This is a genomic window from Mycetocola sp. JXN-3 (assembly GCF_014522285.1).
Classification (GTDB): Bacteria; Actinomycetota; Actinomycetes; order Actinomycetales; family Microbacteriaceae; genus Mycetocola; species Mycetocola saprophilus.
In genome coordinates, this window is sequence record NZ_CP041635.1 from 908044 (window position 1) to 934699 (window position 26656).

Annotated in this window: 24 protein-coding genes and 1 tRNA gene; 21 read left to right on the forward strand and 4 right to left on the reverse strand. The window is 66.8% G+C overall.

Annotation, left to right across the window (positions count from 1 at the left end):
• Positions 1-14 precede the first annotated feature (14 nt).
• From C7C57_RS04155 to pth, 8 genes are all read left to right on the forward strand, one after another.
• Positions 15-1064, forward strand: coding sequence for a carbohydrate ABC transporter permease (locus C7C57_RS04155; RefSeq protein WP_187977695.1), 1050 nt, complete (start codon positions 15-17; stop codon positions 1062-1064).
• Complete coding sequence (locus C7C57_RS04160) at positions 1051-1977, forward strand: carbohydrate ABC transporter permease (protein WP_255505767.1); 927 nt, start codon at positions 1051-1053, stop codon at positions 1975-1977. Before C7C57_RS04155 ends, C7C57_RS04160 begins: the two co-directional genes overlap by 14 nt.
• Positions 1977-2825, forward strand: a complete 849-nt coding sequence (locus C7C57_RS04165) for a sugar phosphate isomerase/epimerase (RefSeq protein ID WP_121687162.1) — start codon at positions 1977-1979, stop codon at positions 2823-2825. The genes C7C57_RS04160 and C7C57_RS04165 overlap by 1 nt, the downstream gene beginning before the upstream one ends.
• Positions 2822-3988 carry a Gfo/Idh/MocA family protein gene (locus tag C7C57_RS04170; protein WP_187977697.1) on the forward strand — a complete coding sequence of 389 codons (1167 nt, stop codon included), beginning with the start codon at positions 2822-2824 and terminating at the stop codon, positions 3986-3988. The genes C7C57_RS04165 and C7C57_RS04170 overlap by 4 nt, the downstream gene beginning before the upstream one ends.
• The gene (locus C7C57_RS04175; protein WP_187977698.1) at positions 3985-4848 is read left to right on the forward strand and encodes a sugar phosphate isomerase/epimerase; all 864 of its coding nucleotides are present in this window, start codon (positions 3985-3987) and stop codon (positions 4846-4848) included. Before C7C57_RS04170 ends, C7C57_RS04175 begins: the two co-directional genes overlap by 4 nt.
• Entirely contained in the window at positions 4841-6289 is a 1449-nt protein-coding gene (locus C7C57_RS04180) for a mannitol dehydrogenase family protein (protein ID WP_187977699.1), read from the forward strand. The genes C7C57_RS04175 and C7C57_RS04180 overlap by 8 nt, the downstream gene beginning before the upstream one ends.
• A gap of 246 nt (positions 6290-6535) precedes the next feature.
• Positions 6536-7117, forward strand: coding sequence for a 50S ribosomal protein L25/general stress protein Ctc (locus C7C57_RS04185; protein ID WP_187977700.1), 582 nt, complete (start codon positions 6536-6538; stop codon positions 7115-7117).
• 151 nt (positions 7118-7268) lie between these two features.
• Positions 7269-7856, forward strand: coding sequence for an aminoacyl-tRNA hydrolase (pth, locus tag C7C57_RS04190; protein WP_030148398.1), 588 nt, complete (start codon positions 7269-7271; stop codon positions 7854-7856).
• Positions 7857-8056: 200 nt separating this feature from the next.
• Here pth and C7C57_RS04195 read toward each other — a convergent pair whose 3' ends face one another.
• Positions 8057-8413 carry a hypothetical protein gene (locus C7C57_RS04195; protein WP_187977701.1) on the reverse strand — a complete coding sequence of 119 codons (357 nt, stop codon included), beginning with the start codon at positions 8411-8413 and terminating at the stop codon, positions 8057-8059.
• A gap of 494 nt (positions 8414-8907) precedes the next feature.
• On the opposite strand from C7C57_RS04195, the gene mfd reads away from it, so the two are divergent.
• Entirely contained in the window at positions 8908-12510 is a 3603-nt protein-coding gene (mfd, locus tag C7C57_RS04200) for a transcription-repair coupling factor (RefSeq protein ID WP_187977702.1), read from the forward strand.
• Between the two features lie 103 nt (positions 12511-12613).
• Positions 12614-14185, forward strand: coding sequence for a glycosyltransferase family 39 protein (locus C7C57_RS04205; protein WP_187977703.1), 1572 nt, complete (start codon positions 12614-12616; stop codon positions 14183-14185).
• A 45-nt stretch (positions 14186-14230) separates the two neighbouring features.
• Here the strand turns inward: C7C57_RS04205 and C7C57_RS04210 are convergent, their stop codons facing one another.
• Positions 14231-15412: a Na+/H+ antiporter NhaA gene (locus C7C57_RS04210; RefSeq protein WP_187977704.1), complete on the reverse strand. Its 1182-nt coding sequence runs from the start codon at positions 15410-15412 to the stop codon at positions 14231-14233.
• Positions 15413-15563: 151 nt separating this feature from the next.
• On the opposite strand from C7C57_RS04210, the gene C7C57_RS04215 reads away from it, so the two are divergent.
• From C7C57_RS04215 to C7C57_RS04255, 9 genes are all read left to right on the forward strand, one after another.
• Positions 15564-16349 (forward strand): MazG nucleotide pyrophosphohydrolase domain-containing protein, encoded by a 786-nt coding sequence (locus C7C57_RS04215; RefSeq protein ID WP_255505768.1) that lies wholly within the window; start codon positions 15564-15566, stop codon positions 16347-16349.
• Positions 16350-16489: 140 nt separating this feature from the next.
• Complete coding sequence (gene hisS / locus C7C57_RS04220) at positions 16490-17767, forward strand: histidine--tRNA ligase (RefSeq protein WP_187977705.1); 1278 nt, start codon at positions 16490-16492, stop codon at positions 17765-17767.
• 52 nt (positions 17768-17819) lie between these two features.
• On the forward strand, positions 17820-19100 hold the full coding sequence (gene eno, locus C7C57_RS04225; protein WP_030148405.1) for a phosphopyruvate hydratase: 1281 nt from the start codon (positions 17820-17822) through the stop codon (positions 19098-19100).
• A gap of 268 nt (positions 19101-19368) precedes the next feature.
• The gene (locus C7C57_RS04230) at positions 19369-19824 is read left to right on the forward strand and encodes a septum formation initiator family protein (RefSeq protein ID WP_030148406.1); all 456 of its coding nucleotides are present in this window, start codon (positions 19369-19371) and stop codon (positions 19822-19824) included.
• A 43-nt stretch (positions 19825-19867) separates the two neighbouring features.
• Positions 19868-20386: a DUF501 domain-containing protein gene (locus tag C7C57_RS04235; protein WP_187977706.1), complete on the forward strand. Its 519-nt coding sequence runs from the start codon at positions 19868-19870 to the stop codon at positions 20384-20386.
• A gap of 247 nt (positions 20387-20633) precedes the next feature.
• Positions 20634-22058, forward strand: a complete 1425-nt coding sequence (locus C7C57_RS04240; RefSeq protein WP_187977707.1) for an NAD(P)/FAD-dependent oxidoreductase — start codon at positions 20634-20636, stop codon at positions 22056-22058.
• Positions 22059-22145: 87 nt separating this feature from the next.
• Positions 22146-22221, forward strand: a tRNA-Leu gene (locus C7C57_RS04245).
• A 132-nt stretch (positions 22222-22353) separates the two neighbouring features.
• On the forward strand, positions 22354-22590 hold the full coding sequence (locus C7C57_RS04250) for a hypothetical protein (protein WP_187977708.1): 237 nt from the start codon (positions 22354-22356) through the stop codon (positions 22588-22590).
• 164 nt (positions 22591-22754) lie between these two features.
• The gene (locus tag C7C57_RS04255) at positions 22755-23504 is read left to right on the forward strand and encodes an ankyrin repeat domain-containing protein (RefSeq protein ID WP_223144785.1); all 750 of its coding nucleotides are present in this window, start codon (positions 22755-22757) and stop codon (positions 23502-23504) included.
• 48 nt (positions 23505-23552) lie between these two features.
• On the opposite strand, the gene C7C57_RS04260 is transcribed toward C7C57_RS04255, so the two are convergent.
• Entirely contained in the window at positions 23553-24458 is a 906-nt protein-coding gene (locus C7C57_RS04260; RefSeq protein ID WP_187977709.1) for a prohibitin family protein, read from the reverse strand.
• Positions 24459-24572: 114 nt separating this feature from the next.
• Entirely contained in the window at positions 24573-24977 is a 405-nt protein-coding gene (locus tag C7C57_RS04265; RefSeq protein WP_255505769.1) for a DUF5684 domain-containing protein, read from the reverse strand.
• A 143-nt stretch (positions 24978-25120) separates the two neighbouring features.
• On the opposite strand from C7C57_RS04265, the gene C7C57_RS04270 reads away from it, so the two are divergent.
• Both C7C57_RS04270 and C7C57_RS04275 read left to right on the forward strand, forming a co-directional pair.
• The gene (locus tag C7C57_RS04270) at positions 25121-25558 is read left to right on the forward strand and encodes a GNAT family N-acetyltransferase (RefSeq protein ID WP_187977710.1); all 438 of its coding nucleotides are present in this window, start codon (positions 25121-25123) and stop codon (positions 25556-25558) included.
• A 91-nt stretch (positions 25559-25649) separates the two neighbouring features.
• Positions 25650-26489 (forward strand): alpha/beta fold hydrolase, encoded by an 840-nt coding sequence (locus C7C57_RS04275; protein WP_187977711.1) that lies wholly within the window; start codon positions 25650-25652, stop codon positions 26487-26489.
• Positions 26490-26656: the final 167 nt, after the last annotated feature.

A 26656-nucleotide genomic window follows, 5' to 3' on the forward strand; every position in this document is an offset into this window, starting at 1 on the left:
GGAAGAGATTTCTCATGGTTACCACCCCCGAGGCGCGCACCCGCGCCGATGCGCTCGCGGCCAACGCCGCCGCGAGCGCCGATGCCACCCCGGCGCGCACCGCCGCGCGCCGGGGCGGGCGTCCCGCCCCCTCCTCGCCTCCCACGGGCCGCCCGCGTCGGGCCCGGAAGATCGGCGAGCGTGATCGCCCGCTCTGGATGCTCGCCCCCGGCGGCATCCTGATGGTGGTGGTGATCCTGGTCCCGCTGGTGCTGGGACTGGTGATCTCCCTGATGGATCTCGACCAGTACACGCTGCGGCAGTGGATCAGCGCACCGTTTATCGGCATCTCCAACTACGTGGAGGCGCTGACCAAGTCCACGCTGATCCAGTCGATCGGTATCAGCGTGGGCTACGCGGTCCTGGTGACCCTGATCTGCCTGCCGATCGGTGTCGCCGCGGCCCTGGCCACCCAGAACCGCTTCCGCGGTCGGGGCCTGGTTCGCTCGCTGTTCCTGGTGCCCTACGTGCTGCCGACCTTCGTGGTGGGTACCGTGTGGCGCACCATGCTCCAGCCCGACGGGGTGGGCAACGCGATGCTCAAGAACTTCGGCATCGACGGGGGCCTCTGGCTCAACGGCCCGCAGTCCTACTGGGCGCTGGTGTTTGTGCAGATCTGGGCATCCTGGCCCTTTATCTACCTGCTGGTGCTCTCGGGCCTGCAGTCGGTGGACTCCGAGGTACACGAGGCGTCGGCCCTGGACGGTGCCGGCTGGTGGACCAAGCTGCGCTATGTCATCCTGCCCTACCTCAAGGGTCCGATCACCCTGGCGCTGATCATCTCCTTCCTGCACTCGGTCAACAACTTCACCCTCCCGTTTGTGCTGTTTGGAATCCCCGCACCGGCGGATGTCAACGTCCTGCCCGTGCTCACCTACATCACCGGCTTCCAGAACTTCCGGTTCGGACTGTCGGCCGCGATGGCCGTGATCTCGCTGATCCTGATCGCGATTCCGCTCTTTATCTACCTGCGAGCAGTGAAGCTCGACACCGGAGAGGATGGTGGTTCCCGTGTCCGCAAGTAACACGATCGCCCCCGTACGCGTGGCCCCGCACCGCGCCAGCGCCAAGGAGGGTGCCCGCCAGGCGCAGATCCACCGGCTGCTCCCAAGACCCCTGCTGATCGTGATCCTGGCCGCGCTGCTGGTGTTCTCGATGGTGCCGGTGCTCTACATCTTCTTTGCCTCGATCAACTCCGATCTGGCCGTGGCCCGCGGGGCGTTCTGGCCCACCGAGCTGACCTTCGAGAACTACTCGAAGATCTGGACCACGGTGGACCTGGGCACCGGACTGGTGAACAGCGTGCTGGTGGCCGGCGGCGTCGCGATCGTCTGCGCCGGACTCTCGGTCTCCACCGCCTATGTGCTGGTGCGCTATGCCTTCCGCGGCCGCCTGCTGGTGCTGCGTGGTCTGCTGGCGCTGCAGTCGATCCCCGGAACCCTGCTCCTGCTGCCCGTGTTTGTGCTCTTCTCCAGCGCGGCTTCGACCCTGGGTGTGCAGATCATCGGTACCCGCTGGGGCCTGTTTCTCACCTACCTGACCTTCGCACTGCCGTTCTCCACCTGGGTCATGGTGACCTATCTGCGTGGCCTGCCGCGTGAGCTTGAGGAGGCGGCGCGCCTGGATGGTGCCTCGCCCTTCAAGATCCTCACCCGGATCATCGTGCCGTTGAGCTGGCCGGGCATCGTCGTCTCGGGCATCTTCGCGTTCCTGCTGGGCTGGAACGACGTGCTCTTCGCCTCGGTGATGACACGCCCGGAGTCTCGAACCGTGGCCGTCTCGCTGCAGATTTTTGGGGCCACCCAGGAGGGCGGTGCCGTCCCGGTTTATGGCCAGATGATGGCCGCCGCGCTGGTGTGTGCGGTGCCCGTTGTTGTTCTCTACCTTATTTTCCAGCGCTACCTTGTTGGTGGCCTCACCGCAGGAGGAGTTAAGTAATGACCGCATCATCCACCCCCACCTGGACCCTGTCCGGGTTCGGGGACGAGATCCACGAGGATCCCCGCATTCAGATCGCCGTGCTGCAGGCGCTCGGTGCCCAGCACATCGAGGTCCGCAGCGCCTGGGGTATCAACATCGTGGAGCTTGACGATGCCCGGCTGGAGGAGCTGCGTGCGCTGCTCGCCGAGCAGGAGATGGGGGTCTCGGCCATCGCCTCGCCGCTGGGCAAGGTGGATATCACCTCGGACTTCGACGCCGAGCTCGCGCGCCTGGATCGCGCGATCAACGCCGCCAAGGTGCTGAACAGCCGCTACATCCGCATCTTCTCCTTCTACTACGGCGAGGGCGTGGACGTGGACTCGATCCGCGAGCCCGTGATCGAACGCCTGACCCGCTTTGCCGAGATCGCCCAGGCCGCCGGGATCGTGCTGCTGCACGAGAACGAGAAGGACATCTATGGCGACACCCCGGCCCGGGTACTCGACCTGATCACCTCGGTGAACTCGCCGGCGCTCCGCGTGGCCTGGGACAACGCCAACTATGTACAGGTGGGAGCGGTGCCCTTCGATGACGGATTCGAGGACCTGCGCCCCTACCTGGAATACCTGCAGGTGAAGGACGCGCTCGCGAGCGACCACTCGGTGGTTGCCGCGGGCGAGGGCGACGGCCAGCTGCGCGAAACCCTCGGTGCCCTGGCATCCGACGGGTTTGCCGGCTTCGCCTCGCTCGAACCGCACCTGTCCGATGCATTCGCCACCGGCGGATTCTCCGGGGCCGCCGCCTTCGGGCGTGCAGCCCGTGCCTTTAGGGGCCTCACCGATGAACTGGGAGTAACACTCAAATGACCACCGCAACACCCACCCGTGCCGTCATTATCGGCTGCGGCGTGATCGGCACCCACCACGCCCGCGTCCTGGCGGCCCACGAGGCCTTCACCGTGAGCGCGCTGGTGGATGTCTTCCCCGAAGCCCTCTCTACCCTCGCCGACCTGCTGCCCGCCGAGTATCCGGTGGAGCGTCCGCGCACCTTCGCGACCCTGACCGAGGCGCTTGAAGCCGGAGACATCGACCTGGTGGTCATCACGACCCCCAGTGGTCTGCACGTGGACGCGGCCCGGGAGGCACTCGCCGCCGGCGTGCACGTGGTGATCGAGAAGCCGATCGACGTGGACCTGGTGCGCGCTCGCCGCATCGCCGACCTGGCCGATGAGGCCGCCGAGCGCGGGCTGATGGTCAGCGTCATCTCCCAGCACCGCTTCGATCCGGCCAGCGTGCTGGTCAAGCAGGCCATCGACGAGGGCCGCTTCGGCCGGGTCACCTCGGGCTCGGCCACCGTGGCCTGGTGGCGCGGACAGGACTACTACGACAGCGGCAACTGGCGCGGCACCTGGGAACTCGACGGCGGCGGCGCGGTCATGAACCAGGGTGTGCACACCGTGGACCTGCTGCGCTGGACCCTCGGGACCCCGGTGGAGATCTACGCCCGCACCGCGCTGCTCGCCCACGAGCGGATCGAGGTCGAGGACATCGCGGTGGCCACGGTCGCCTTCGAATCCGGCGCCCTCGGCGTGATCCACTGCACCACCGCCGCCTACCCGGGCTTGAACACCCGCCTGCAGGTGCTCGGTTCGCGCGGATCCGCGGTGATCGACAACGACCGCCTGGAGTACTTCCACGCGGCCGGCGGCGCCGACCTGATTCCCGGAACCGGGTTGAGCGCGGTGGGCACCGCGAACCAGGCGGCCGAGGTCATCGACGCCGGCCAGCTCTCCACCTCCCCGCGGGCGGAGGGCGACTTCCTCGCCGCCCACACCCGGCAGTATGACGACATTGCCGCCGCGCTGCGGGACGGCCGCGACCCGGGCATCACCGCTCGCGACGCGACCCACTCGCTCGCACTCGTGCACGCGATGTACGCCTCGGCGACCCTGGGCACCGCGGTGCTGTTCGCCGACGTGCTCGCCGGAAAATATGACGACCTCACCCTGACGACGGGACGCGCATCATGAAGTATTCGGTATTCACCGCCTCGACCCCCGACTGGACCCCGGCCGAGGCCGCCCAGACCCTGGCCGCCCAGGGCTGGGACGGCATCGAGTGGCGCATCACCGACCAGGACGAGGCCACCCCGCCCGGATTCTGGGCTGGAAACCGCGCGACCTGGCCGATGACCGGGCTCGAGGACCACCTCGCCCAGATCCGCGAGATCACCACCACCAATGGTCTAGAGTTCTCCGGCATCGGCGGGTACGCCCAGCTGGAAAACCGGGTGGATGCCGAGCGGATGCTCGCCGCGACCGCCGCCGTCGGTGCGACCCAGGTGCGCATCGCGATGCCGCGGGTGGACGGACGCAACTACGCGGACCTGTTTGCCCAGGCCCGCACCAACCTCGAATACATCGTGGGCGTGGCCGAAAAGCACGGCGTCAAGGCTCTGGTTGAGCTGCACCACGAGACCATCACCCCGTCGGCCTCGGCCGCGCGCCGCCTGGTCGAGGGACTGAACCCGCAGTTTGTCGGGGTAATCCACGACGTGGGCAACCTCGTGAACGAGGGCTTCGAAAACCACCTGGCCGGATTCCAGCTGCTCGGGGAATACCTGGCTCACGTGCACATCAAGAACGCCCGGTGGGTCATCGACCGGGTGGAAATCGACGGCACCCACGTCTGGCGTCACGAGTGGACCACCCTGCGCGCCGGGCAGGCCGACCTCGCCGGATACGTGCGCGATCTGGTGGCATTCGGTTACGACGGATGGATCACCCTGGAGGACTTCTCGACCGAGGTCCCGCTCGAGCAGCGCACCGCCGAGAACCTCGCCTACGTGCGCGGCCTGGTCGAGGCCGCGCAGGCGGGTTCGCGTGACTAGCTCCGCCGCGGCCGGGGACCGGGTGCCCACCCGGACCCGGCCGCACCCCCGCATCCGCATCGCCCACCTGGGCCTCGGCGCGTTCCACCGCGCCCACCAGGCCTGGTACACCGAGCTGGTGCAGCGCGAGAATCCGGGGGACTGGGGGATCGAGTCCTTCACCGGACGCTCGCCCGCGCAGGCCGAGATTCTGGCCGCCCAGGATGGCGTGTTTACGCTGGTGGTCCGGGCGGCATCGGGGGACACGTTTGAGCGGGTCGAGTCGATTGCCCGGGCCAGCGACGGTAATGACACCGCGCGCTGGCGTGCGCGGCTGGCCGATCCGGACACCGCGATCCTCGGCCTGACGATCACCGAGGCGGGCTACCGGCGCGGTCCGGACGGGACGCTGGATGCGGCCGATCCCGATGTGGCGGCCGATATCGAGGTCCTGCGGGCGGCGGCTTCGGGGTCGGCCCCTGCGTCGAACCCGGCCGACGTATCCGACCCGGGTGCCCGAGACTACGCCGGACGGGACGGCAGTCGAGCCACATCCACTCCGGGCTGCGTGAGCGCACCGGGCCGGATCGTGGACGGACTGCGGGCCCGCCGCGACGTGGATGCCGGGCCGATCGCGATCCTCAGCTGCGACAACCTCGCCGACAACGGTGCGGTGACCCGCGCGGTGGTGCTGAACCTGGCCACCCGGGTGGACCCGGCCCTGGCCGCCTGGATCCGGGACAACGTCTCGTTTGTGTCTTCGATGGTGGATCGGATTACCCCGGCCACCACCGACGCCGACCGCCACGAGGTGGCCGAGCAGACGGGGCTCGCGGACGCCGCGGTCATCGTGACCGAGCCGTTTGCCGAGTGGATCATCGCCGGTGATTTCCCGGCCGGACGCCCGGACTGGGAACAAGCCGGCGTGCGCTTTGTCAACGAGATCGAGCCCCATGAGCGGCGCAAACTCTGGCTCCTCAACGCTGGACACTCGCTGCTGGCCTATGCGGGACTGGCGCGCGGTCACCGGACAGTGGATGCAGCCTTCGCCGATCCCGAGCTTGCCGAACGCCTGGAGACCCTGTGGTCCGAGGCCGCCGATGTGCTGCCCCAGGATCGGGCCGAGATCGACGCCGCCCGCGCCGCACTGCGCGAGCGCTTCGCCAACCCGCGGATCCGGCACCACCTGGCCCAGATTGCCCTGGGTGGCGCTCATAAGCTCCCGCCGCGGATCTTCGACGTGGTCCGGGCCAGACTGGCCGCGGGCCTCGATGCGGGGACCGGCACGGTCCCGATCGTGGAGGAGTGGATCGCCTACCTGCGCCGCGCGGACACCCCGGATGCCGAGTCCGCTCCGCTGGGCGCGGGGGTCGAGCCGGCAACCCTGAGCGTCGAGGACGTGCTGGGGATTCTCGCCCCCGATCTGGTTGAGGTCTTCCGGCCGATGTCGGTCAATTCCTGATCCGTCCGACCCGCACGGCGGCCACACCATCCCTCCCGAACGGTGTGGCCGCCGCCGCATGTTCCCCGACGATTCACACTCGCCGGGAAAACTCGGTTAGACTAAGCGCTGAACTTCGGCGAGGGCTGTCCTTCGGGATAAGCCGTTATCGACGCGGTGGGCAAGGCCTCGGCTTTTCCTCACGCTGATATGCGTTCGAGTTGAAACCATCCGGGTCCCCGAGGCCCGCCACATCAAGGAGTAATTATGGCTGACAACAGCGTAAACCTGGACGCCGAACTGCGTACCTCTTTCGGTAAGGGTGCCGCCCGCAAGCTGCGCGCCGCCGGCAAGATCCCCGCCGTCATCTACGGTCACGGCACCGAGCCCAAGCACGTGTCGCTGCCCACCCACGCCACCGGCCTGATCGTGCGTCACACCAACGCCCTGATCAACCTGAACATCGAGGGCACCGAGGAGCTCGTTCTCGTGCGCGAGGTTCAGAAGGACCCGGTTCTGCGTATCATCGAGCACATCGACCTCGCGGTTGTTGTGAAGGGTGAAAAGGTTGAGGTCGAGATCCCCGTTCACGTCGAGGGCGACGCCGCACCCGGCACCCTGGCCAACATCGAGACCAACACCCTGCGTCTGCTGGTCGCCGCCACCAACATCCCCGCCAGCGTTGTGGTTTCGATCGCCGGTGCCGAGGAGGGACAGCACGTCCACGCCAAGGACGTCGTTCTGCCCGAGGGTGCCGAGCTCGTTGACGATGCAGACCTGCTGATCGTCCAGGTTGCTGCCGCTCCGGCCGCCGCTGCCGAGGAAGAGACCGAGGCTGCTGCCGAGTAATTCTCGCGCACACGTCTCGCGCCCCGTTCTCCCTGGTGGAGGGCGGGGCGCGTTTTTTGGCCGAGGGAACCCGCGCTACCCTGGACCCATGACAGATTCGGCGCAACCTCGCCGCTGGTGGCACATTTTTTTGGGAGCACGGACACAGAACATGGCTGCAGCAAACACCTGGCTGGTGATCGGACTCGGCAACCCCGGCCCGCGCTATGAGCGCACCCGGCACAACATCGGACAGATGGTGATTGCCGAGCTGGCCGGTCGTCTGGGCCAGCAGCTCAAGCGGCACCGCAGCGCTGCCCTGGTGGCGGAGGGTTTCCTCGCCCCGGGCGGGCCCAAGCTCATCGTGGCGACCCTGACCAGCTTCATGAACGTCTCGGGGAAGCAGACCGCGGCCCTGGCCTCGTTCTATTCGATTCCTCCCGAGCGGATCATCGTCATCCACGACGAGATGGACATCCCCTTCGACAGCATCAAGCTGAAGATCGGCGGCGGGCACGGTGGCCACAACGGGCTGCGCGATATCGCCGCGGCGCTGGGAACCCCCGAGTTCATTCGGGTGCGCACCGGGGTGGGGCGTCCGGTGGGGCGCCAGGACCCGGCGGACTTTGTGCTGGCACCGTTTACCTCGGCCGAGCGGGAGACCCTCCCGATCCTGATCGCCGATGCCGCCGACGCCGCCGAACTGGTGGCCACCGAGGGGCTGACCGCCGCGCAGCAGAAGTTCCACAGCCGCGGCTAGGCTCCGGTCGCCTCGGCACACGCAAAACGGCCTCCCTCGTGAGAGGGAGGCCGTTTCGCGTTCCCGGATCGGCGGGACCGGGGTTCGTCCATGAGGGGGTGAGGTCGGTGATGCTACCCGGGTTCCCGGATCGGCGCGGCCGGGGTTCGTCCACGCGGGGGTGAGGTCGGTGATGCGACCCGCGGGATGGACGGTGGGGGTTAGTCGGTGACCGTGAGGTTGGCGACCCGGTCGCCGGCGGCGCTCAGCACAAACCGGAAGCGGCGCACGGTGGGACCCTCGGGGTTGTCGGTGTTGATGCGGTAGAGCAGGGTGATGCTGCGGGCGTCACGCTCGACACCGAAGTGCTGGGCGCTCACCCGGCGTTCGGTGAACTGGCGAGCCCAGCGCAGCAGGGCCTCGCCGCCCACGTACTCGTCGTTGTGGTCGGTGATCCGGGCATCATCGGTGACCAGATCCAACAGCGGAGCCGGGTCGGGAAGCACCGCCGATGCCACAAAATCGGTGATAACCGGGGGCAGATCGGTCGCGTTTTCGAGTGTTGCCGAGAGGGTCATGCGTTTCAACTTTCGCCGGGGGACGTGAGGGTGATCGACGCTGATCGGGTGGATGCTCACACCATAATTCCGTGTGAATCCTCACATCGGGCAGAACCTGGCGCGTTGTGAATCATCATATGTCGCATTTCAGTGCACGGTTTTTTCGGCGACTCATGCATGCATGTTCGGCTCGTGATCCTCGTCCAATTCGGTGAAAAAATGCCGAATTATCCACTCGGTAAGGGGAACCGGGTTCAATGTCTGCGAATCGAGGAACCCGCGGGTCGGAGTTTGGCAACACGTCGTGCGGGGGCTCAGTTCGGGCGATTTCGCCAGATAGCAGGAGCTATCTAGTAGCCGGGGGTGTAAAATCACCAGGTCTTCCGCTCGCGCCGATTCGCCCTCGCCGGTCTGCGTCCGCCGGTCCGCTCACGCCGGTTTCTGCGCGGCGGTTCGCTCAGGGCAGAGGGGGCGCGGATGCCGATGTCACCGGCGCCGTCTAGAATTACCCGGTGATGCTTTCGGGTCTGATTTCAGCGCTTTCTGGCGCGCCCTCGTTTTCCGCTGCCCTGGACTATGCCCCGCGCGATGCCGATTTCTCGGTCGCCGAGGGCCTGACCGCCCCGCTGATTGCCGGGCTGGTCGAACGCCGCCGCGAGGCGGGTGCCCCGCCGGTGGTGCTGGCGATCACCGCGACCGGCCGCGACTCGGAGTCGCTGATCGCCGGCCTGCGTGCGCTCCTGCCCGGCGGCGACATCGTCGATTTCCCGGCCTGGGAGACGCTGCCGCATGAGCGGCTGAGCCCGTCCACCGAGATCGTCGGCCGTCGCCTGGCCGCCCTGCGGGCACTGCGCACCTGGGATGGTGAGCGCACGCTGATCGTGGTGGCCTCGGTGCGTGCGGCCCTCCAGCCCCTGGCCGAAAACCTCGCCGACGCCGCGCCCATCTCGCTGGTCGCCGGTGCGCGTGGCCACGACCTCCAGGAGCTGGCCGCCCGGCTGGTTGAGGCCGCCTATGTGCGGGTGGACCTGGTAGCCCGGCGCGGGGAGTTTGCCCTGCGTGGAGGCATCCTGGACGTCTTCCCGCCCACGGCCGACCATCCCTTCCGGGTCGACTTCTTCGGCGACGAGGTCGAGCAGATCCGCCGCTTCTCGGTGGCCGATCAGCGCTCCCAGGAGGAGGACCTGCCGGGGATCGAACTGGCACCGGCCCGCGAGCTGCTGCTGACCGCCCCGGTGCGCCAGCGCGCCCGCGAGATGCAGCATGAGTTCCCCGGTATCTCGGGCATGCTGGAAAAGATCGGTGAGGGTATTCCGGTCGAGGGCATGGAGTCACTGGCCCCGGCCCTGCTGGAACGCCTGGTCAACGTGGGCCACTACCTCCCGGCGGGAACCGCGGTCGCGGTGGCCTCGCCCGAGCGCGTCACCACGCGGGCGATCAGCCTGGCCGAAACCAACCGCGAGTTCCTGGCCGCCGCCTGGAGCGCGGCCACCGCGGGGGCCGGGGCACCGATCGATCTGGGCGGGGGAGAGTTCATCACCCTGGGTGCCCTGCGCGACTCGCTCAAGTACTCCCGTCCCGGCGAACCCAATACCGATCACCCGTGGTGGACGTTCAGCTCCTTCCAGCAGGGTCCCGCGGGTGGCGATATCGACATCGATGCGATGCTCGAGGTGCGGGTCGAGGCCGACGCCGTACCGAGCTTCGCCGGAAACGTCGAGGGGGCGATCGCCCACGTGGGTGAGCGCCTGCGCGCGGGCTGGTCGGTCGTGGTGACCGCCGGCGGACAGGGTCTCCTGGAGCGGGCCCGCGACGTCCTGAGCGAGGCCGGTCTTGCCGCCCGCATCGTCACCGAGCTACCCGCCGAGCTGGAAACCGGAGTCGCGTTCCTGGTCCAGGCGAGCCTCGACCACGGCTTCGAGATGACCGAGATCAACCTGGGTCTGATCAGCGAGGCCGAGTTTTACGGTCGCGCGGTGGGCTACGACTCCCGCGCGGTCAAGAAGCTGGCCTCGCGCAGGCGCAACGTGGTGGATCCGCTCCAGCTCAACCCCGGCGACCACGTGGTGCACCAGACCCACGGCATCGGACGCTTCGTGGAGATGACCCAGCGCACGGTCTCGACCGGTGGACGCAACCCGATCAAGTCGCTGCGCGAGTACCTGGTGCTGGAGTACGCCCCGAATAAGCGCGGCTACCCCGGCGATAAGCTCCTGGTGCCCACCGATCAGCTCGACCTGCTCTCGCGCTACGTGGGAGGCGAGGCCCCGCAGCTGTCCAAGATGGGCGGTTCGGACTGGTCCCAGGCTAAGTCCAAGGCGCGCAAGGCCGTGCGGGATATCGCGGTGGAGCTGGTGAAGCTCTACTCGGCTCGGATGAACAGCGTGGGCCACGCGTTTGGACCCGACACTCCCTGGCAGCGTGAGCTGGAGGAGGCATTCCCCTATCCCGAGACCCCCGACCAGCTGACCACCATCAGCGAGGTCAAGTCCGATATGGAAAAGCCGATCCCGATGGACCGCCTGCTCTCCGGCGACGTGGGCTTCGGTAAGACCGAGGTTGCCGTGCGCGCGGCGTTCAAGGCGATTCAGGACGGCAAGCAGGTCGCGGTGCTGGTGCCCACCACGCTGCTGGTGAAGCAGCACTTCGAGACCTTTGCCGAGCGCTATGCGGGTTTCCCGATCCACCTGCGCGCGCTCAGCCGTTTCCAAACCGCCAAGGAGGCCAAGGAGATCATCGCCGGGCTCGAGTCCGGGACCGTGGATATCGTGATCGGGACCCACCGCCTGCTCACCGACAACGTGCTCTTCAAGGACCTCGGCTTGGTCATCATCGACGAGGAGCAGCGCTTCGGTGTCGAGCACAAGGACAAGCTGAAAAAGCTCAAGACCAACGTCGACATCCTGGCGATGAGCGCGACCCCGATCCCGCGCACCCTGGAGATGGCGGTGACCGGCATCCGCGAGATGTCGACCCTGGCCACCCCGCCCGAGGAGCGTCAGCCGGTGCTGAGCTTTGTGGGTCCCCATAACGATAAGCAGGTCGCCGCCTCGATTCGGCGCGAGCTGCTGCGTGAGGGTCAGATCTTCTTTGTTCACAACCGGGTGCAGAGCATCAGCCGGGTGGCCTCTCACCTGGCCGAGCTGGTGCCCGAGGCACGGATCGCGGTCGCGCACGGCAAGCTCTCCGAGCATCAGCTGGAGCAGGTGGTGGTGGACTTCTGGGAGCGGAAGTTTGACGTTCTGGTGTGTACCACGATCATCGAAACCGGCCTGGATATCTCCAACGCCAACACGATCATCATCGACCGCGCCGATAAGTACGGCCTGAGCCAGCTGCATCAGCTGCGTGGACGGGTGGGGCGTGGGCGCGAGCGGGCCTACGCGTACTTCCTCTACGATCCGGCCAAGCCCCTGTCCGAGACCGCGCACGACCGGCTCTCCACGATCGCCGCGAATAACGAGCTGGGTTCGGGCATGCAGGTCGCGCTCAAGGACCTGGAGATCCGCGGTGCCGGAAACATGCTCGGTGGCGAGCAGGCCGGGCACATCGCCGGAGTCGGGTTTGACCTCTATCTGCGGATGATCGGCGAGGCCGTCAACACGTTCCGCGGCGAGGACACCACCGGTCCGACCGAGCTGCGCCTCGAGCTGCCGATCGATGCCCACATCCCCGAGGATTATGTGGATAGCGAGCGTCTGCGTCTGGAGGCATACCAGAAGCTCTCCAGCGCGGCCTCCTCGGCCAAGATCACCGATGAGGATCGGATCGACCTGGTGGTTGAGGAGCTGCAGGATCGCTACGGGACCCCGCCGCTCGAGGTGCGCAACCTGATCGCGGTCTCCAAGCTGCGGCGTCGGGCCCAGGCCTCGGGTCTGTCGGATGTGATCACGATGGGACCGAACCTCCGCATCGCCCCCGCGCACCTGCCCGATTCGTTGCAGGCGCGCCTGCGCCGGATGTATCCGCAGGCCAAGCTGCTGGCCGGCGGCGACGCCCTGGTACTGCCGCAGCCGCGGATCGACGGCGAGGCCCTGTCCGATGGTGACCTGATCGACTGGGTCTACACGCTGCTGGATGCGCTGTTCCCGATCACCCGGGCGACCAAGGAGTAGCACGCGTTCCGCGTGTCCCGGGAAGACTCGGGACACGCGGGACGAACCGCCTGACAAACACCCGTTAGGCGGTTTCTCGGGTGCCTCGTGGTTTACTGGGTCGGTGCATCACAACGTCTCCGCCCCGACCCTGTCCACGCCGGCCCGGCGCACCCTGCCCTGGCCGATTCTGCTGTTGCTGGGCGTGATCGCGGTCGCCATCTCGGTGACCGGTTCCTGGATCCCCTCGCTGTGGGGCGACGAGGCCGCGAGCATCATGTCGGCCCAGCGGGACTGGGGATCGCTCTGGGCGATGCTCGGGACCGTGGATGCGGTGCACGGCCTGTATTACGCGTTCCTGCACCTCTGGATCGACGTCTTCGGGGCGAGCCCGTTCTCGGTACGCCTGCCCTCGGCCCTGGCCGTGGGCGGCGCGGCGATTCTGCTCGCGCGCTTTGCCACGCTGCTGGCCGGACGCGGGGTGGGGATCGTGGCGGCGCTGCTGTTTGCCACCGTGCCCCGGGTGACCTACTACGGCACCGAAACCCGCGCCTATGCCTTTACGATGCTGTTGGTCATCTGGCTGCTATTTGTGCTGGTGCGCCTGGTGGCGCGCCGCGAAACCCGGGTCCTGCCGTGGCTGGGATTTGCCGCACTGTTTGCGCTGTCCAGCGTGGTGTTTATCTACACGGTGCTGTTTGTGGTGGTCTTCGCGATCATCGTGCTGATGATGCGCCCGGGACGACAGACGGTCCTGCGCGCCGCCGTGTGGAGCGCACTGGGTGGGATTCTCTCGGTTCCGGTGCTGATCTATGCGTATCTCGAACGCGAGCAGGTGGCCTACCTGCACTCGCGTGATGGGCTGACGATGTCGGCGCTGTTTGAAACCCCGTGGTTCTCGCAGCAGCTGCCCGCGCTGATCGGCTGGGGCCTGATTGTGGTCGGCCTGGTTCTCGCGATCATTGCCCGGGTGCGCCGCGGATCCGATGCCTCCTGGAGTGTGCGTCTGCGTGCTCTCTACCGTCCCGAGGATCCCGCCCTGCCCGGTGTGCTGACCGTGGCGATTCCCTGGCTCGTGGTGCCCTCGGTGCTGCTGGCTCTGGGCACCGCGGTGACCCCGCTGTACTCCCCGCGCTATCTCGCCTTCACCGCGCCGGCGATCGCGCTGCTGATGGCGGTGGGCCTGGTCGCGGTGACCCGGTTGCTGCGCGCCCGCTGGCTGATTCCGATCCTGGTGATCGCCGTGATGCTCGGCTCGCTGCCCACCTACCTCGGCCAGCGCACGCCGTATCCGCGCAACGGCGGGGTGGACTGGAACACACTCTCGGAGACCGTGGCCGCCCACGCAAGGCCGGGGGAGTCGATCATCTTTGATCAGACCGCGATCAACGCCAAAAAGCCGCGCCTGGCCAAGTACCTCTATCCCGAGGCCTTCGAGGGGCTCAAGGACGTGGGGCTGAAGACCCGGTTCGATCAGACCGACGGCCTCTGGGACAAGGCCTACTCCATCGATGAGACCGTTCAGCGTCTAAACGGTGCCAGCACCGTGTGGTTGGTGCGTGCGGGAGACCGTTTCACCACGGACCAGGGGGCCAGCGACGCGTACGTGTTGGAATTGCAGCGCGCGGGGTATACGGCAACGGAGACGTTTGCCCTGCATCGCTCGGTGCTGATCAGGTTTGAACTCACCCGCTAGCCCCGAGGGCTCCGAAAACCTGGGGCCCTCGGGTCGTGGGACGCACTAGCTCGCAACAACCAATGCCCGGCGACGCATTACGGTCAGTGCGATGGCTGCGGCGATCGCCGAGACCACCGAGCCCAGCAGGACCGCCAGGATGCCCTGGTCGGAGAGGGCGAGGTCGTTTTCGAAGGCGAGCGTGGTCATCAGCAGGGAGACCGTGAACCCGATGCCGCCGAGCAGGCCCACCGCGATGATCTCGTGGGTGCGCATCCGCTCGGTTGTTGCGGACGAGCCGCTGCGGCTCAGCAGCCAGGCACCGAGCAGGCCGCCGAGCGTGATTCCGATCAGCTTGCCGATCGGCAGCGCGGCCAGGATGCCCCAGAAGGGAGCGGAGAGCTCACCGAGCGGCACGTGGGGGATGACGACCAGGGTGGCCGAGAAGGCAAAGATCGGCAGTACCAGTCCCGCGCTCCACGGCTCCAGCTGGTGACCCAGTTTATGGCCCACGCCAGCGGGCAGGATCAGTCCGAAGGCCACGCCGGCCAGGGTCGCGTGCACGCCCGAAAGCTGGGTGAGGACCCAGGTGGCGATCCCCAGAATCACCAGCAGGATGCCCAGCATGATGCGGGACTCGGCGGAGGTGGCGCGGCCCAGCGCGCGGGCCACAATCGCGGCGACCACCAGCACGATGACAGCGCCGGCGAGGGCGAGCAGGTCGGGGCTGCCGCCGAAGAAGATCGCGATGATCAGGATCGCGATCAGGTCATCCAGCACCGCCAGGGCCAGCAGGAAGACCCGGATTCGCGGGGGCAGGCCGCGCCCAAACATGGCCAGCACACCCAGCGCAAACGCGATGTCGGTCGCGGTGGGGATCGGCCAGCCGCCGGGCTGCCCGGCGGGCGCGGCAATCAGCAGGTAGACCAGGGCGGGCACCACCACGCCGCCCACCGCGGCGATGGCCGGGTGCAGCGCGCGCTGCCAGGAGTTCAGCTGTCCGGCGGTGAGTTCGTGGCGCAGGTCGATGGCGACAACCAGGAAGAAGATTGCCAGCAGGCCGTCGCTGATCCAGTGCCCGATGCTGAGGGTCAGCGCCCCCACCCCCACCTCGGTGTGCTGCAGATCAAGAAGCCCGGCCCCCAGCGGGGAGTTGGCCAGGATGATCCCGGCGAGGGCCGCCCCGAGCAGGAGGAGTGCCCCCGTGCGCTCGCTGCGCAGTGCGGGTTTGACGTGGGAAAGAATCATGCTGTCCGATCGTGTTGGGCGCATGCGCGCCGGATAGTAACCGTGATCCGTTGGGATCCCCGGGCCGACCAGACTTCCCGGCACTCCACCCCCAGAATATCAGTTGACCGCCTTGTAGGCTGGGATTCCGCGTCCCGAGCCGGAGGATACGATGCCCACTCCCCAGAACCCCGCCGATCGGGTTGCCAACCTGGCGGTTGTCCCCGCCGCCGAGTTTCCCGGCACCGCCGCGTACGCCGAGGTCGGGGCCGAGCTGTCGGCCTATGCCGCCGCGATGCACGAGACCCGGCTCACCTGCGTGTGGACCGAGGCGATGACCCACGCGGGCCTGCGCCGCTATCTGCTTGAGGAGACCCACGAGCTGCTGGAGGCCCTCGATGAGGCCGATCCGGTGCACGTGCGCGAGGAACTGGGGGATCTGCTGCTGCAGATTGTGTTCCACGCCGAGATCGCCGCCGGGGACCCGGATGCGGGCTTTGACCTGGCGGATGTGGTGCGTGATGCCCGGGAGAAGATGGTGCGGCGTCATCCCCACGTGTTTGGGCCCGAGGGCGCCGCCGATGTGGACGAGGTCCTGCGGGTGTGGGGTGCGGCCAAGGCCGCCGAGAAGTCCGAGCGGACGGGGATCCTGGACGGGATTGCCCCGACGCTGCCGGCCCTCGCCCGGGCCCAGAAGGTGGCCGCGCGGATCGCCCGGGCCGGGGTGAGCACCGAACCGAGCGAGACCCAGCCTGCCGAGGCTAGCGACACCCTGACTTCCGGGCTGAGCGACACCCTGCCTGCCGACCCGAGCGCGACCCTGCCTGCCGAGGTATTCACCGATGAGCAGAGCCTGGGCGACTACCTCTTTAGGATCGCCGCCGAGGCTCAGGCCCGGGGCCTGGATGCCGAGTCCGCGCTGCGCACCGCCGCGACCCGCCGGGCCGAGCGCGCCTAGCCACTAAGCCTGACGATGCGCCGCCGACCCGGATGCCGGGTCGGCCCCGCGCCCCGTGAAGCGCGCCCGACGGGTGAAGCCCGGATGAACGGGCGTGCGCCGGAATCCGCCGGTCCGCCCGAACATGCCAAAATGGGAGCATGGCAACAGTTAGTGCAGCGCGCGGCATGCGCGATTTCCTCCCCGCCGAGAAGGCGCGTCGTGAGTACGCGTTCTCCGTGATCCGCCGGGTGTACCGTCGTTTTGGGTTCGATGAGATCGAAACCCCGGTGCTGGAAAACTACGACCGCCTGCATTCCGGCCTGGGCGGCGACAACGAGAAGATCTCGTTCAACGTCCTCAAGCGCGGCCTCGGTGCCGAGGACCTGCGCGCCGCCGCCGACACCGACGACCTGGCCAGCCTGACCGACCTGGGCCTGCGCTTTGACCTCACCGTCCCGCTGGCTCGCTACTACGCGACCCACCGAGCCGAGCTGCCCAGCGTCTTCCGCTCGGTGCAGATCGCCCCGGTCTGGCGCGCCGAGCGTCCACAGAAGGGCCGCTACCGCCAGTTTGTCCAGTCGGACATCGACATCATCGGCGAGGCCGGCATCCTGGCCGAGATCGAGCTGATCGGCGCGACCACCGAGGTCCTGCGCGAGCTGGGCATCACCGGCACCCGCGTGCGGATCAACGACCGCCGCCTGATCACCGGCATGCTGGAGGCCTTCGGCTTTGCCGCCGAGGAGTTCGCCGGCGTGCTGATCACCATCGATAAGCTCGACAAGATCGCCGCCGCTGGCGTGATCGCCGAGCTGCGCGAGCGCGGTGTGACGGCCTCGGCCATCGACGCCCTCGCCGCGTTCCTGGAAACCGAGCACGCCGATACCGCCGAGTTCTCGGCCGAGTCGATCGCCGCCCGCCTGCCCGCGGGCGTGGCCCCCGAGGTCATCGCCGAGCTGGCCCAAATCGGTGCCTCGACCGACAGCGAGCTCGTGTTTGACCCGTTCCTGGTGCGCGGCATGGGCTACTACACCGGTCCGATCTTCGAGATCGAGCACGCCGACTTCGGTTACGCCCTCGGCGGCGGCGGTCGCTATGACGGCATGATCGGCCGCTTCCTCGGACAGGAGGTGCCCGCGGTCGGGTTCTCGATCGGCTTCGAGCGTATCGTGGACCTCATCGAGGCAGACGCGGCATCCGCCGAGGATTCCCTCGTGCTGATCTATGACCGAAACGTGGACCCCGCGGCGCTTATCGCGCTGAAAAACGAGGTGGCCGCCTCGGGCACCCGGGTGCGGTTGGACAAACGTGCAAAGAACTTCCGGGCCGTCCTGGAGCGGGCAGCGGAGGCGGGCTACACCGCCTACGCGACCGTAACGGCGGAGACCAGCGGGGCGTCCGATCTGGACGTTAAACCGCTCGGCGCGGCCGAATAGGCCGGATAGACTGACAACTAGCAGTACACACCCTGATCAAGGAGAAAACATCGTGGCACTTGTTGAATTCGTGAACGCTCGCGAGATTCTGGACTCGCGCGGAAACCCGACCGTTGAGGTTGAGGTTGGACTGGACGACGGTTCCTTCGCCCGCGCAGCGGTGCCGTCCGGCGCCTCCACCGGCGCCTTCGAGGCCTATGAGCTTCGTGACGGCGACAAGGCTCGCTACGGCGGTAAGGGTGTGCTGAACGCCGTCAACGCCGTGATCGAGGAGCTCGCCCCGGCCATCGAGGGTCTGCCCGCCGATGACCAGCGCGTGATCGACGCCGCCCTGATCGCGGTTGACGGTACCGACAACAAGAAGCGCGTGGGCGCCAACTCGATCCTGGGTGTGAGCCTCGCCGTTGCGCGCGCCGCAGCCGACGCCTCGGGCCTGCCGCTCTACCGCTACCTCGGTGGCCCGAACGCGCACGTGCTGCCCGTTCCGCTGATGAACGTGATCAACGGTGGATCCCACGCCGACACCTCGGTCGACATTCAGGAGTTCTTCCTGGTTCCCCAGGGTGCCGCCACCTTCTCCGACGCACTGCGCTGGGGCACCGAGATCTACCACGTCCTCAAGGGCGAGCTCAAGTCCAGCGGCCTGGCCACCGGCCTGGGTGACGAGGGTGGCTTCGCCCCCGACCTCGCCAGCAACCGTGCTGCACTCGACTTCCTGATCGCCGCAATCGAGAAGGCCGGCTTCACCCCCGGTAAGGAGATCAGCCTGGGTCTGGACGTCGCCTCGAGCGAGTTCTACCGCGAGGGTGCCTACCAGTTCGAGGGCAAGGCGCGCACCGCCGCCGAGATGACCGCCTACTACGCCGACCTGGTCGCCAACTACCCGATGGCCACCATCGAGGACCCGCTGGACGAGGACGACTGGGAGGGTTACTCCATCCTGACCGCCGAGCTCGGCAAGAAGGTTCAGATCGTCGGTGACGACCTGTTCGTGACCAACCCCAAGCGCCTGGCCAAGGGTATCGAGCGCGGCGACGCCAACTCGCTGCTGGTCAAGGTCAACCAGATCGGTACCCTGACCGAGACCCTGGACGCCGTGTCGATGGCTCAGCGTGCCGGTTACACCGCGATCCTCTCGCACCGTTCGGGTGAGACCGAGGACACCACCATCGCCGACCTGGCCGTGGCCACCAACGCCGGTCAGATCAAGACCGGTGCGCCGGCTCGTTCGGAGCGCGTTGCCAAGTACAACCAGCTGCTGCGCATCGAGGAAGAGCTGGAGTCGGCCGCCGTTTACGCCGGTGCCTCGGCCTTCCCGCGCCTGAAGTTCTAATTCGGCATCAGTCGTTCGCGTTCAGGCGGGCCCGTTGGTCTTCCTGAAAGCTTGCGGTACGCGGGAGGGTCATCCGGGGTTCCGGATGATCCGCCCGTAAGCTGAACGCAGTACTACCGGTACTCCCGGTCCCGGCCCCCTGGGGGCGCGGGGCCGGGAGTCCGTGTTTTCTCGGGTCTGGTGTGGTCAACGGTGTTGGCGGCCGGGTCCCTGATGTCCGGGTCGGCAGCAGACGGCCCGTTCCTTGACCAGCGAAGGGAAGCCCGCCATGACCGATACCGGAAGCAGCAGCCAGGCCGGGTGGATGCGGCGCCTGCGCCTGTCCGGGTTTGCCGCCATCATGCTCGGCGTGATTGCGCTGGGTGTGGTCATCATCGCCCCGAACCTGAAAACCTACGTCGAGCAGCGTCAGCAGATCGCGATCTATCAGAAGCTGGTGACCGACGATAAGCACACGGTCAAGAACCTGGTGGCCGAGCGTGAGCGTTGGAACGACAAGACCTATATCGAAACCCAGGCGCGCGACCGGCTGTACTACGTCAACCCGGGGGAAACCACCTATACGGTGCGCAACGACCTCGATCCCGCGGTGGCCGGGAAGGAACCCGATCCGGTCAGTGACAAGGTCAAGACCGGGGACGCGAACTGGTCGGAAAACCTGCTCGGTTCGTTCCTGAGCGCAGGTCTGGGTAAGGTTGCGGTGGGGAATACGCCCCAAAAGTAGGCGTGCCCCGCATCAGAGCGAGAATCCGTAGGAGTAAAAACGCATGACCACCCCGCCCTTTGACCCGGTAACCGACGAGGACATTGCCATCGTCTCGGCCCAGCTTGGCCGTCCGGCACGCGATGTGGTGGGAATTGCCGCACGCTGCGTGTGTGGGGCCCCCACGGTGGTGTCGACCAAGCCGCGCCTGAGCGATGGTACCCCGTTCCCCACCTTCTACTACCTGTGCCACCCGGCCGCGACCGCCTCGATCTCGCAGCTTGAGGCCGAGCACGTGATGAACGAGTTCAACGACCTGCTGGCCGAGGATGAAGACCTGCGCACCCGCTATGCGGCCGCGCATGAGGCCTTCCTCGCCGACCGCTACAGCATCGAGGACATTCCCGAGGTGCACGGCATCTCCGCCGGTGGCATGCCCGTGCGCGTGAAGTGCCTGCACGCCCTCGCCGGTCACGCGCTGGCCGCCGGACCGGGTGTCAACCCGATCGGTGACCTGGCACTCGAGCGCGCCACCTGGTCGCCGGATGTCTGCGAGTGCCCGGACTACTCGGCCGCCGAATAACACCCTTTGGGACACGCGCGATTGTGCGTGTCCCCGCGGGAGTCGGCACGGGTCATTCGATGCCCGCACATTAGTGTTTCACCGCCTGCACATCCGCCCGTTTCCCGCGTGAACGCGGGGTTAACGCCGGGGCAGTGCTATCGTTGAATCTGCTTGGTGCCAGTGCTGCTGCCGCAAGCCCCTCGGACGCTCCCGTGTCGGAACGCCTCGATTTGCAAACACCCCTCGCTACAGGAGAAATCTCACAGTGCCTAAAATTCTGATCGTCGGCGGCGGCTACGCGGGTTTTTATACCGCGTGGAAGCTGGAAAAGCACCTTCGGGCCGGGGAAGCAGAGGTCACCATGGTCGACCCGCTGCCCTATATGACCTACCAGCCGTTCCTCCCCGAGGTTGCGTCCGGTTCGATTGACCCGCGTCACGCGGTTGTCGCTCACCGTCGTCACCTGAAGAAGACCCACATCGTCACCGCGAAGGTCACCTACATCAACCACGCCGAGAAGAAGGCGACCATTCAGCCGCCGATCGGTGAGGCGTACGAGTTCGAGTACGACCAGATCGTGATCACCGCCGGTGCCGTCTCGCGCACCTTCCCGATTCCGGGTGTCGCGGATGAGGCCATCGGCCTCAAGACCATCGAGGAAGCCGTCGCGATCCGCGACCGCATGCTCACCAACTTTGACCGTGCGGCCCAGATGCCGGCCGGCCCGGAGCGCGACCGCCTCCTGACCGTCACCGTCGTCGGTGGTGGATTCGCCGGTATCGAGGTCTTCGCCGAGCTGCGCAGCTTCGCCTCGGACCTGCTCTCGCAGTACACCGAGCTGACCTTCGACGACGTGCACTTCAACCTGGTTGAGGCCGCCCCGCGGATCATGCCCGAGGTGTCGCTGGAGACCAGCCACTGGGTGCTGAAGAACCTCGCCGAGCGTGGTGCCAAGGTTTTCCTGGAGACCCAGTTCTCCTCCTGCGTCGACGGCAACGTCGAGCTCTCGGACGGCACCAAGTTCGAGTCGGACCTGATCATCTGGACCGCCGGCGTGATGGCGACCCCGCAGATCGTCCGCAACACCGACCTGGAGATCGAGGCCCGTGGCCGTCTGGTCACCCGTCCCGACCTGCGCCTCGGTACCGAGGACAACGTGGTCGAGGGTGCCTGGGGTGCCGGTGACGTCACCGCCGTTCCGGACCTCTCCGGTGGCGGCGTGGGTGGCATGTGCGTGCCCAACGCTCAGCACGCCGTGCGTCAGGGCCGCCTGCTGGCCAAGAACCTGGTTGCGGTTCTGCGTGGCGAGAAGCCCAAGGATTACAACCACAAGAACATGGGTGCGGTCGCCGGTCTCGGCATCGGCATCGGTGTGTTCCAGTCGGGCAAGTTCTCGATGAAGGGCTTCCTCGCCTGGGGCGCTCACCGCGGATACCACGGTCTGGCCATGCCGACCTGGGAGCGCAAGTGGCGCGTCATCTGGGGCTGGTGGCACAACGTGTGGCTGGGTCGCGACATCGTCGGCCTGTCGGCCACGCTGACCCCGCGTCGCGCGTTCGAGGAGTTCGCCTCCCGTCCGAAGCCGCCGGTTGAGGCTGCGCCCGAGGCTCCGGCTGAGAAGCCCGCCAAGGCAGAGAAGGCCGAAAAGCCGGCCAAGGCCGAAAAGGCCGAGGCTTCGGCAGCCAAGTAGTTGCCGTCATTCAGGGGGTTCGATCCACGGATCGGATCCCCTGAATGCGTCCGCCACGCTGATTGCCCTACACTGATGAGCAATCACGCCCCCATAGTCCAATGGCAGAGACAGGCGACTTAAAATCGCTCCAGTGTCGGTTCGAGTCCGACTGGGGGTACCATCAGGGCCCGGGATCATCACGATCCCGGGCCCTTTCTCATGCGCGTCCTTTGTGGTTTACTGTGGTGAGCCGAGGGCCTCGGGAAGCGGGGGAGGCCGACCATTTACGCAGGCAGGGAATGAAAGGTTTTTGATGAAAAACTCGCATGATCTGCCGCGTTGGGTTCGATTCTCGTTTGGGGCGCCGCGACTGTGGACCGGGTTTGCCTGGATTGGCTTTGTCGCGTGTTTGATCTGGTTCGGTCTGGCCGCGAGCAACATCGGCTCGCTCGTCTTCGCCGGCATGGGGTGTGTGTTCGGCGTGGTCGTTATCGCAATTGCCCTGCACGACAGGAAATACGGCCTTGGCGGGTACCGAGGCAACCGCTAGGGCGTAATCGAGACGGACTCATGCCGTCGTGCTCGCTGCCGGTATTCATTGTGGGGCAAGCTCCGGGCCCGCTGTGCTAACCGGCGGTTTAACAATCTCAGTTGATATGAATATGGATCAGGGTCCGAAGACCGGACCGACGCCGTGAGGAGAGGATCGCGAACATGTCACGAGCACGCCGTATCATCCGAGTTGCGCCCGTGCTGGGGGCCGGTCTGGCCGCGGCGATGATCCTGACTGGCTGCGTAGTCAGGTCCGCAGCCCCCACTTCTAGCGGTCCCGAAACCCCCAGCCACGCAAGCTCCGCGGCGGATGCCGAGACCGCCGCCGCCCTGTTCGACGCCGTGGCTCGGGACGATGCGGCCGAGATTACGCGACTGCTCGCCGCCGGTGCCCCCATCGAGGCCCGCAACGGCAGCAACCAGACGCCGCTGATCGCCGCAACAAAGGCCAACAGCATCGCCGCCGCGCGCGCCCTGATCGAGGCCGGGGCTGATGTGAATGCCACGGACGGGATCCAGGACAGCGCGTATCTGTATGCCGGTGCCGAGGGATATAACGAGATCCTCACCCTCACCCTGGCCAACGGCGCCGACCTTGCCAGCACCAACCGCTACGGCGGCACCGCGCTGATCCCGGCGGGGGAGCACGGACACGTGGAGACCATCCGGCTGCTGCTCGACGCGGGCGTAGACCCCGACCACATCAATAATCTGGGCTGGACGGCGCTTCAGGAAGCGGTGCTCCTGGGCACCGACGGGCCCGATCATCAGGAGAGCGTGAAGCTGCTGATCGCCGGTGGAGCGGATGTGAACCTGCGCGATTCGAAGGGCAACACCCCGCTGAAAAACGCCGAGGATCGCGGCTCAGAAGAGCTCGCGGCGCTGATCAAGGCCGCCGGCGGACACCGCTAGAAAAATCCCCCGCACCGGTTGGTGCGGGGGATTTTCGGGGCGAGCAAATTATTTGCTGACGTTCACCAAACCGTTGAAGCCGTCGGGGACCACCACCAGGTTGCCACCCTTACCGAGTTCCTTGAGGGTGTCCAGGTAGCGCTGCTTGAGCACCGGGTCGGTCAGCGATTCGGCGAGTTTGCGGTTCGCCTCCGACTCGGCCTCGGCCTGCACGATCTTCTGCTTGGCCGACACCTCGGTTGCCTCCAGCTCCGCCTTGGCCTTTTCCACCTCGGTGCGGGCGTTTTGGGCATCGGCAAAGCGCTTCTGCACATCCTCGGGATAGCGGATCTCCTGCAGCGAGACCGAGTCCACCAGCACACCCTTGGACGTCCAGCGCTGCTCCAGATAGTCGGTGATTTCCTTCTCGACCTTGGCGCGAGAGTTCAGCAGATCCAGGGTGCCATAGGCGGTGGGGACCGTGCGTATGCCGGCACGGATATCGTTGACGATGAACTTGGAGATGAAGTTCTCCTGGCTGCCGTACTGCTTATAGACCGCGCTCACGGCATCGGGCTTGATCGAGTAACGCACGCTGATGTCGATATTCGCCGAGACGCCCTCGCGGTCCTGCACCGTCACCTGGGAACCCTGCAGGTCCACCTCATCGTTCTCGGTGCCGGCAAAAACCACCTGCTGATTGCGGATGTCGTAGGAGATGGTGTCCTGCCAGGGAGCATGGAACCCGGCACCGGCCTCGGTGACCTGCCCCTGTACCTCGCCGGTGAAGGAGCGAATGACCTTGGCCTGGCCCTCGTCGTTGGTATAAAACGACGTGAAAAACAGCATGCCCACGGCCAGGACCCCGGCGATACCGGTCACTCCCAGCGCCAGGGATCGACGATTCGGGGTGGCAAATAAGACGATGGCGGCCACGATAGCCACCACCAAAAGGAGCAGGGCAACAACAAACATCGGGTGACTTTCTGGGTTGATTAGCGGTCGAAAATGCGACCGATCAGGAACGAAGGAAGGGTACACGCGACGTGAGGCCGGGACCCTTCGGCCCCGGCCTCACGAAATTGGTGGTTACGCGTTCTGGTTGTAACGCGCCTGGCCGAAACCGAGGACCAGGTAGCCGATGAAGGGGAACAGGAACAGCAGGAAGAACGAGAACGCCCCGCCCTTGCCGAACTTACGCCCCAGATCGAAGGCCACGATGATCGCCATCACGATGTTGACGATCGGGATGAGGTACAGCAGCACCAGCCATCCGCTGCGACCGACGATGCGGAGGGTGATGATGACGTTCACGATCGGGATGATGGCCAGGATGCCCGGGCGTCCGGCCTTGCTGAACACGGCCCACAGACCGATGACCGAGATGACGTAGAAGATGAATCCGCCGGTACCGGTCGTGGTGGTGATCTGGTTCAGACCGTCCTGCACGTCGGTGTTGATTTCCGCGGGGAGGAGCGAGAGGTGAGAGAACACACGAAACCTTTCAACGATTCTTGCCGCCCCCAATGAGCGGCGAGGATAACGATAGTGCGAGTTATGTCATCTGCGCGAGAGGCGCGTGCAGGGCCAGGCGGTTGGGCGTGAGATCGGGCCCCGGAACCGGATAGCATATCGCTATGAAGTGGACCGTGCGCGCGAGTACCCCGGCCGATTCGATCTGGATTGCCGAGCTGCGCGCCGAGGTATTACGTCCCGACCTGGAACGTCTTGGACGATTTGATCCGCAGCGAGTGCGCGAGCGGTTTACCGCCGCGTTCCGCCCCGAACTTACCCGGGTGATCGAGGTTGAGGGGCGCGGGGTGGGCTCGATCACCGTGCGCCCCGAAACCGACGGGGTCTGGATCGAACACTTTTATCTCTCCACCGAGCTGCAGGGCCGGGGAATCGGCCGCGGGGTCTTGGAATCGGTGCTGGCCGAGTCCGGAACGCAGCCCTTCCGCCTCAACGTGCTCCAGGGCAGCCGGGCCGCCGCACTATATACGCGGCTGGGATTTGTGCTCAGCGACGAGGACGAGGTCGACGTGTGGATGATCCGCCCCCGGGTTTCCGCATAGGCGTTACACAGCTGTCGCACAGCGGGTTCTGGATAACGGGGTTATGCTCTTCGTGAGTGGCGCCATGGATCGACGCCGGAAAAGAAGAATCATGTCCGCGTCGCAGTCCTCACACATCCTGGAAACCTCGGCCGGCCCGGTGGAATATGCCGAGCGCGGGAGCGGGGTTCCGCTGATCGTTCTGCACGGGACGCCGGGTGGTTTTGACCAGGGACTGTCCCTCGCCGAAACCATCGGGACCGATACCGGTGTGCGCGTCATCGCGATCTCTCGTCCCGGCTATCTTCGTACTCCGCTCGAACTGGCCCCCGGGCCGCGTCGGCAGGGTCTGCTGCTGGGACCGGTGATGGATGCGCTCAACCTGCACACGGCCGCCGTGGCCGGCATCTCCGGGGGCGGCATGGCCGCGCTCTGGGCCGCCGCCAACCTTCCCGACCGGGTCAGCGCGCTGGTGCTGATCGAGGCCCTGGTGGCGGCCCAGGATATCTCGATGCCGCCGGGTGCCCGGTTCCTGCTCACCCGGCGCGGCATCGCGCGTGCGGCCACCACGCGGCCGATCCAGCGCCTCCTGGCACGGGGGATTCCCGGACCCGATGCCGACGGGTGGGATGCGCGCGCAGTGGTGCGCACCATCACCGCCGCCAGCTTCCCCTATGCGCCGCGGATACGCGGGACCGAGAGCGACACCCGATATGCGGCGGAGTTTGTGGCCCCCGATCCGGCCCGGATCACGATGCCCACGCTGATCGTGCACGGGGAGCGTGACCGCACCGTTCCGATCGAGCCGGCGCGTGCATTGGCGGCGGCCCTACCCGCCGCGCGACTGCTCGCGCTGCCCGGAGCCGATCACACCAGCACCGTGCCCTCGCCCGAGGTGCGCCGCGAGGTGCCGGCGTTTGTGCGTTCCCAGGCGGGGGCGAGGGTGCGTTAACGCGCTGTTCAGCCACGGCATAGCCGGCGTTCAGACACGCTCCGTAGCGTGGGGGCATGTTCGGAGGGTGCAAGCGCTTCGGGCATCACCACTAGGCTCCGGTCGGGCATTCCCGGTCGCGGGCCGTCCACGTCCACACCGGCCGGGCATCGCTGCCCGGCCGGTGC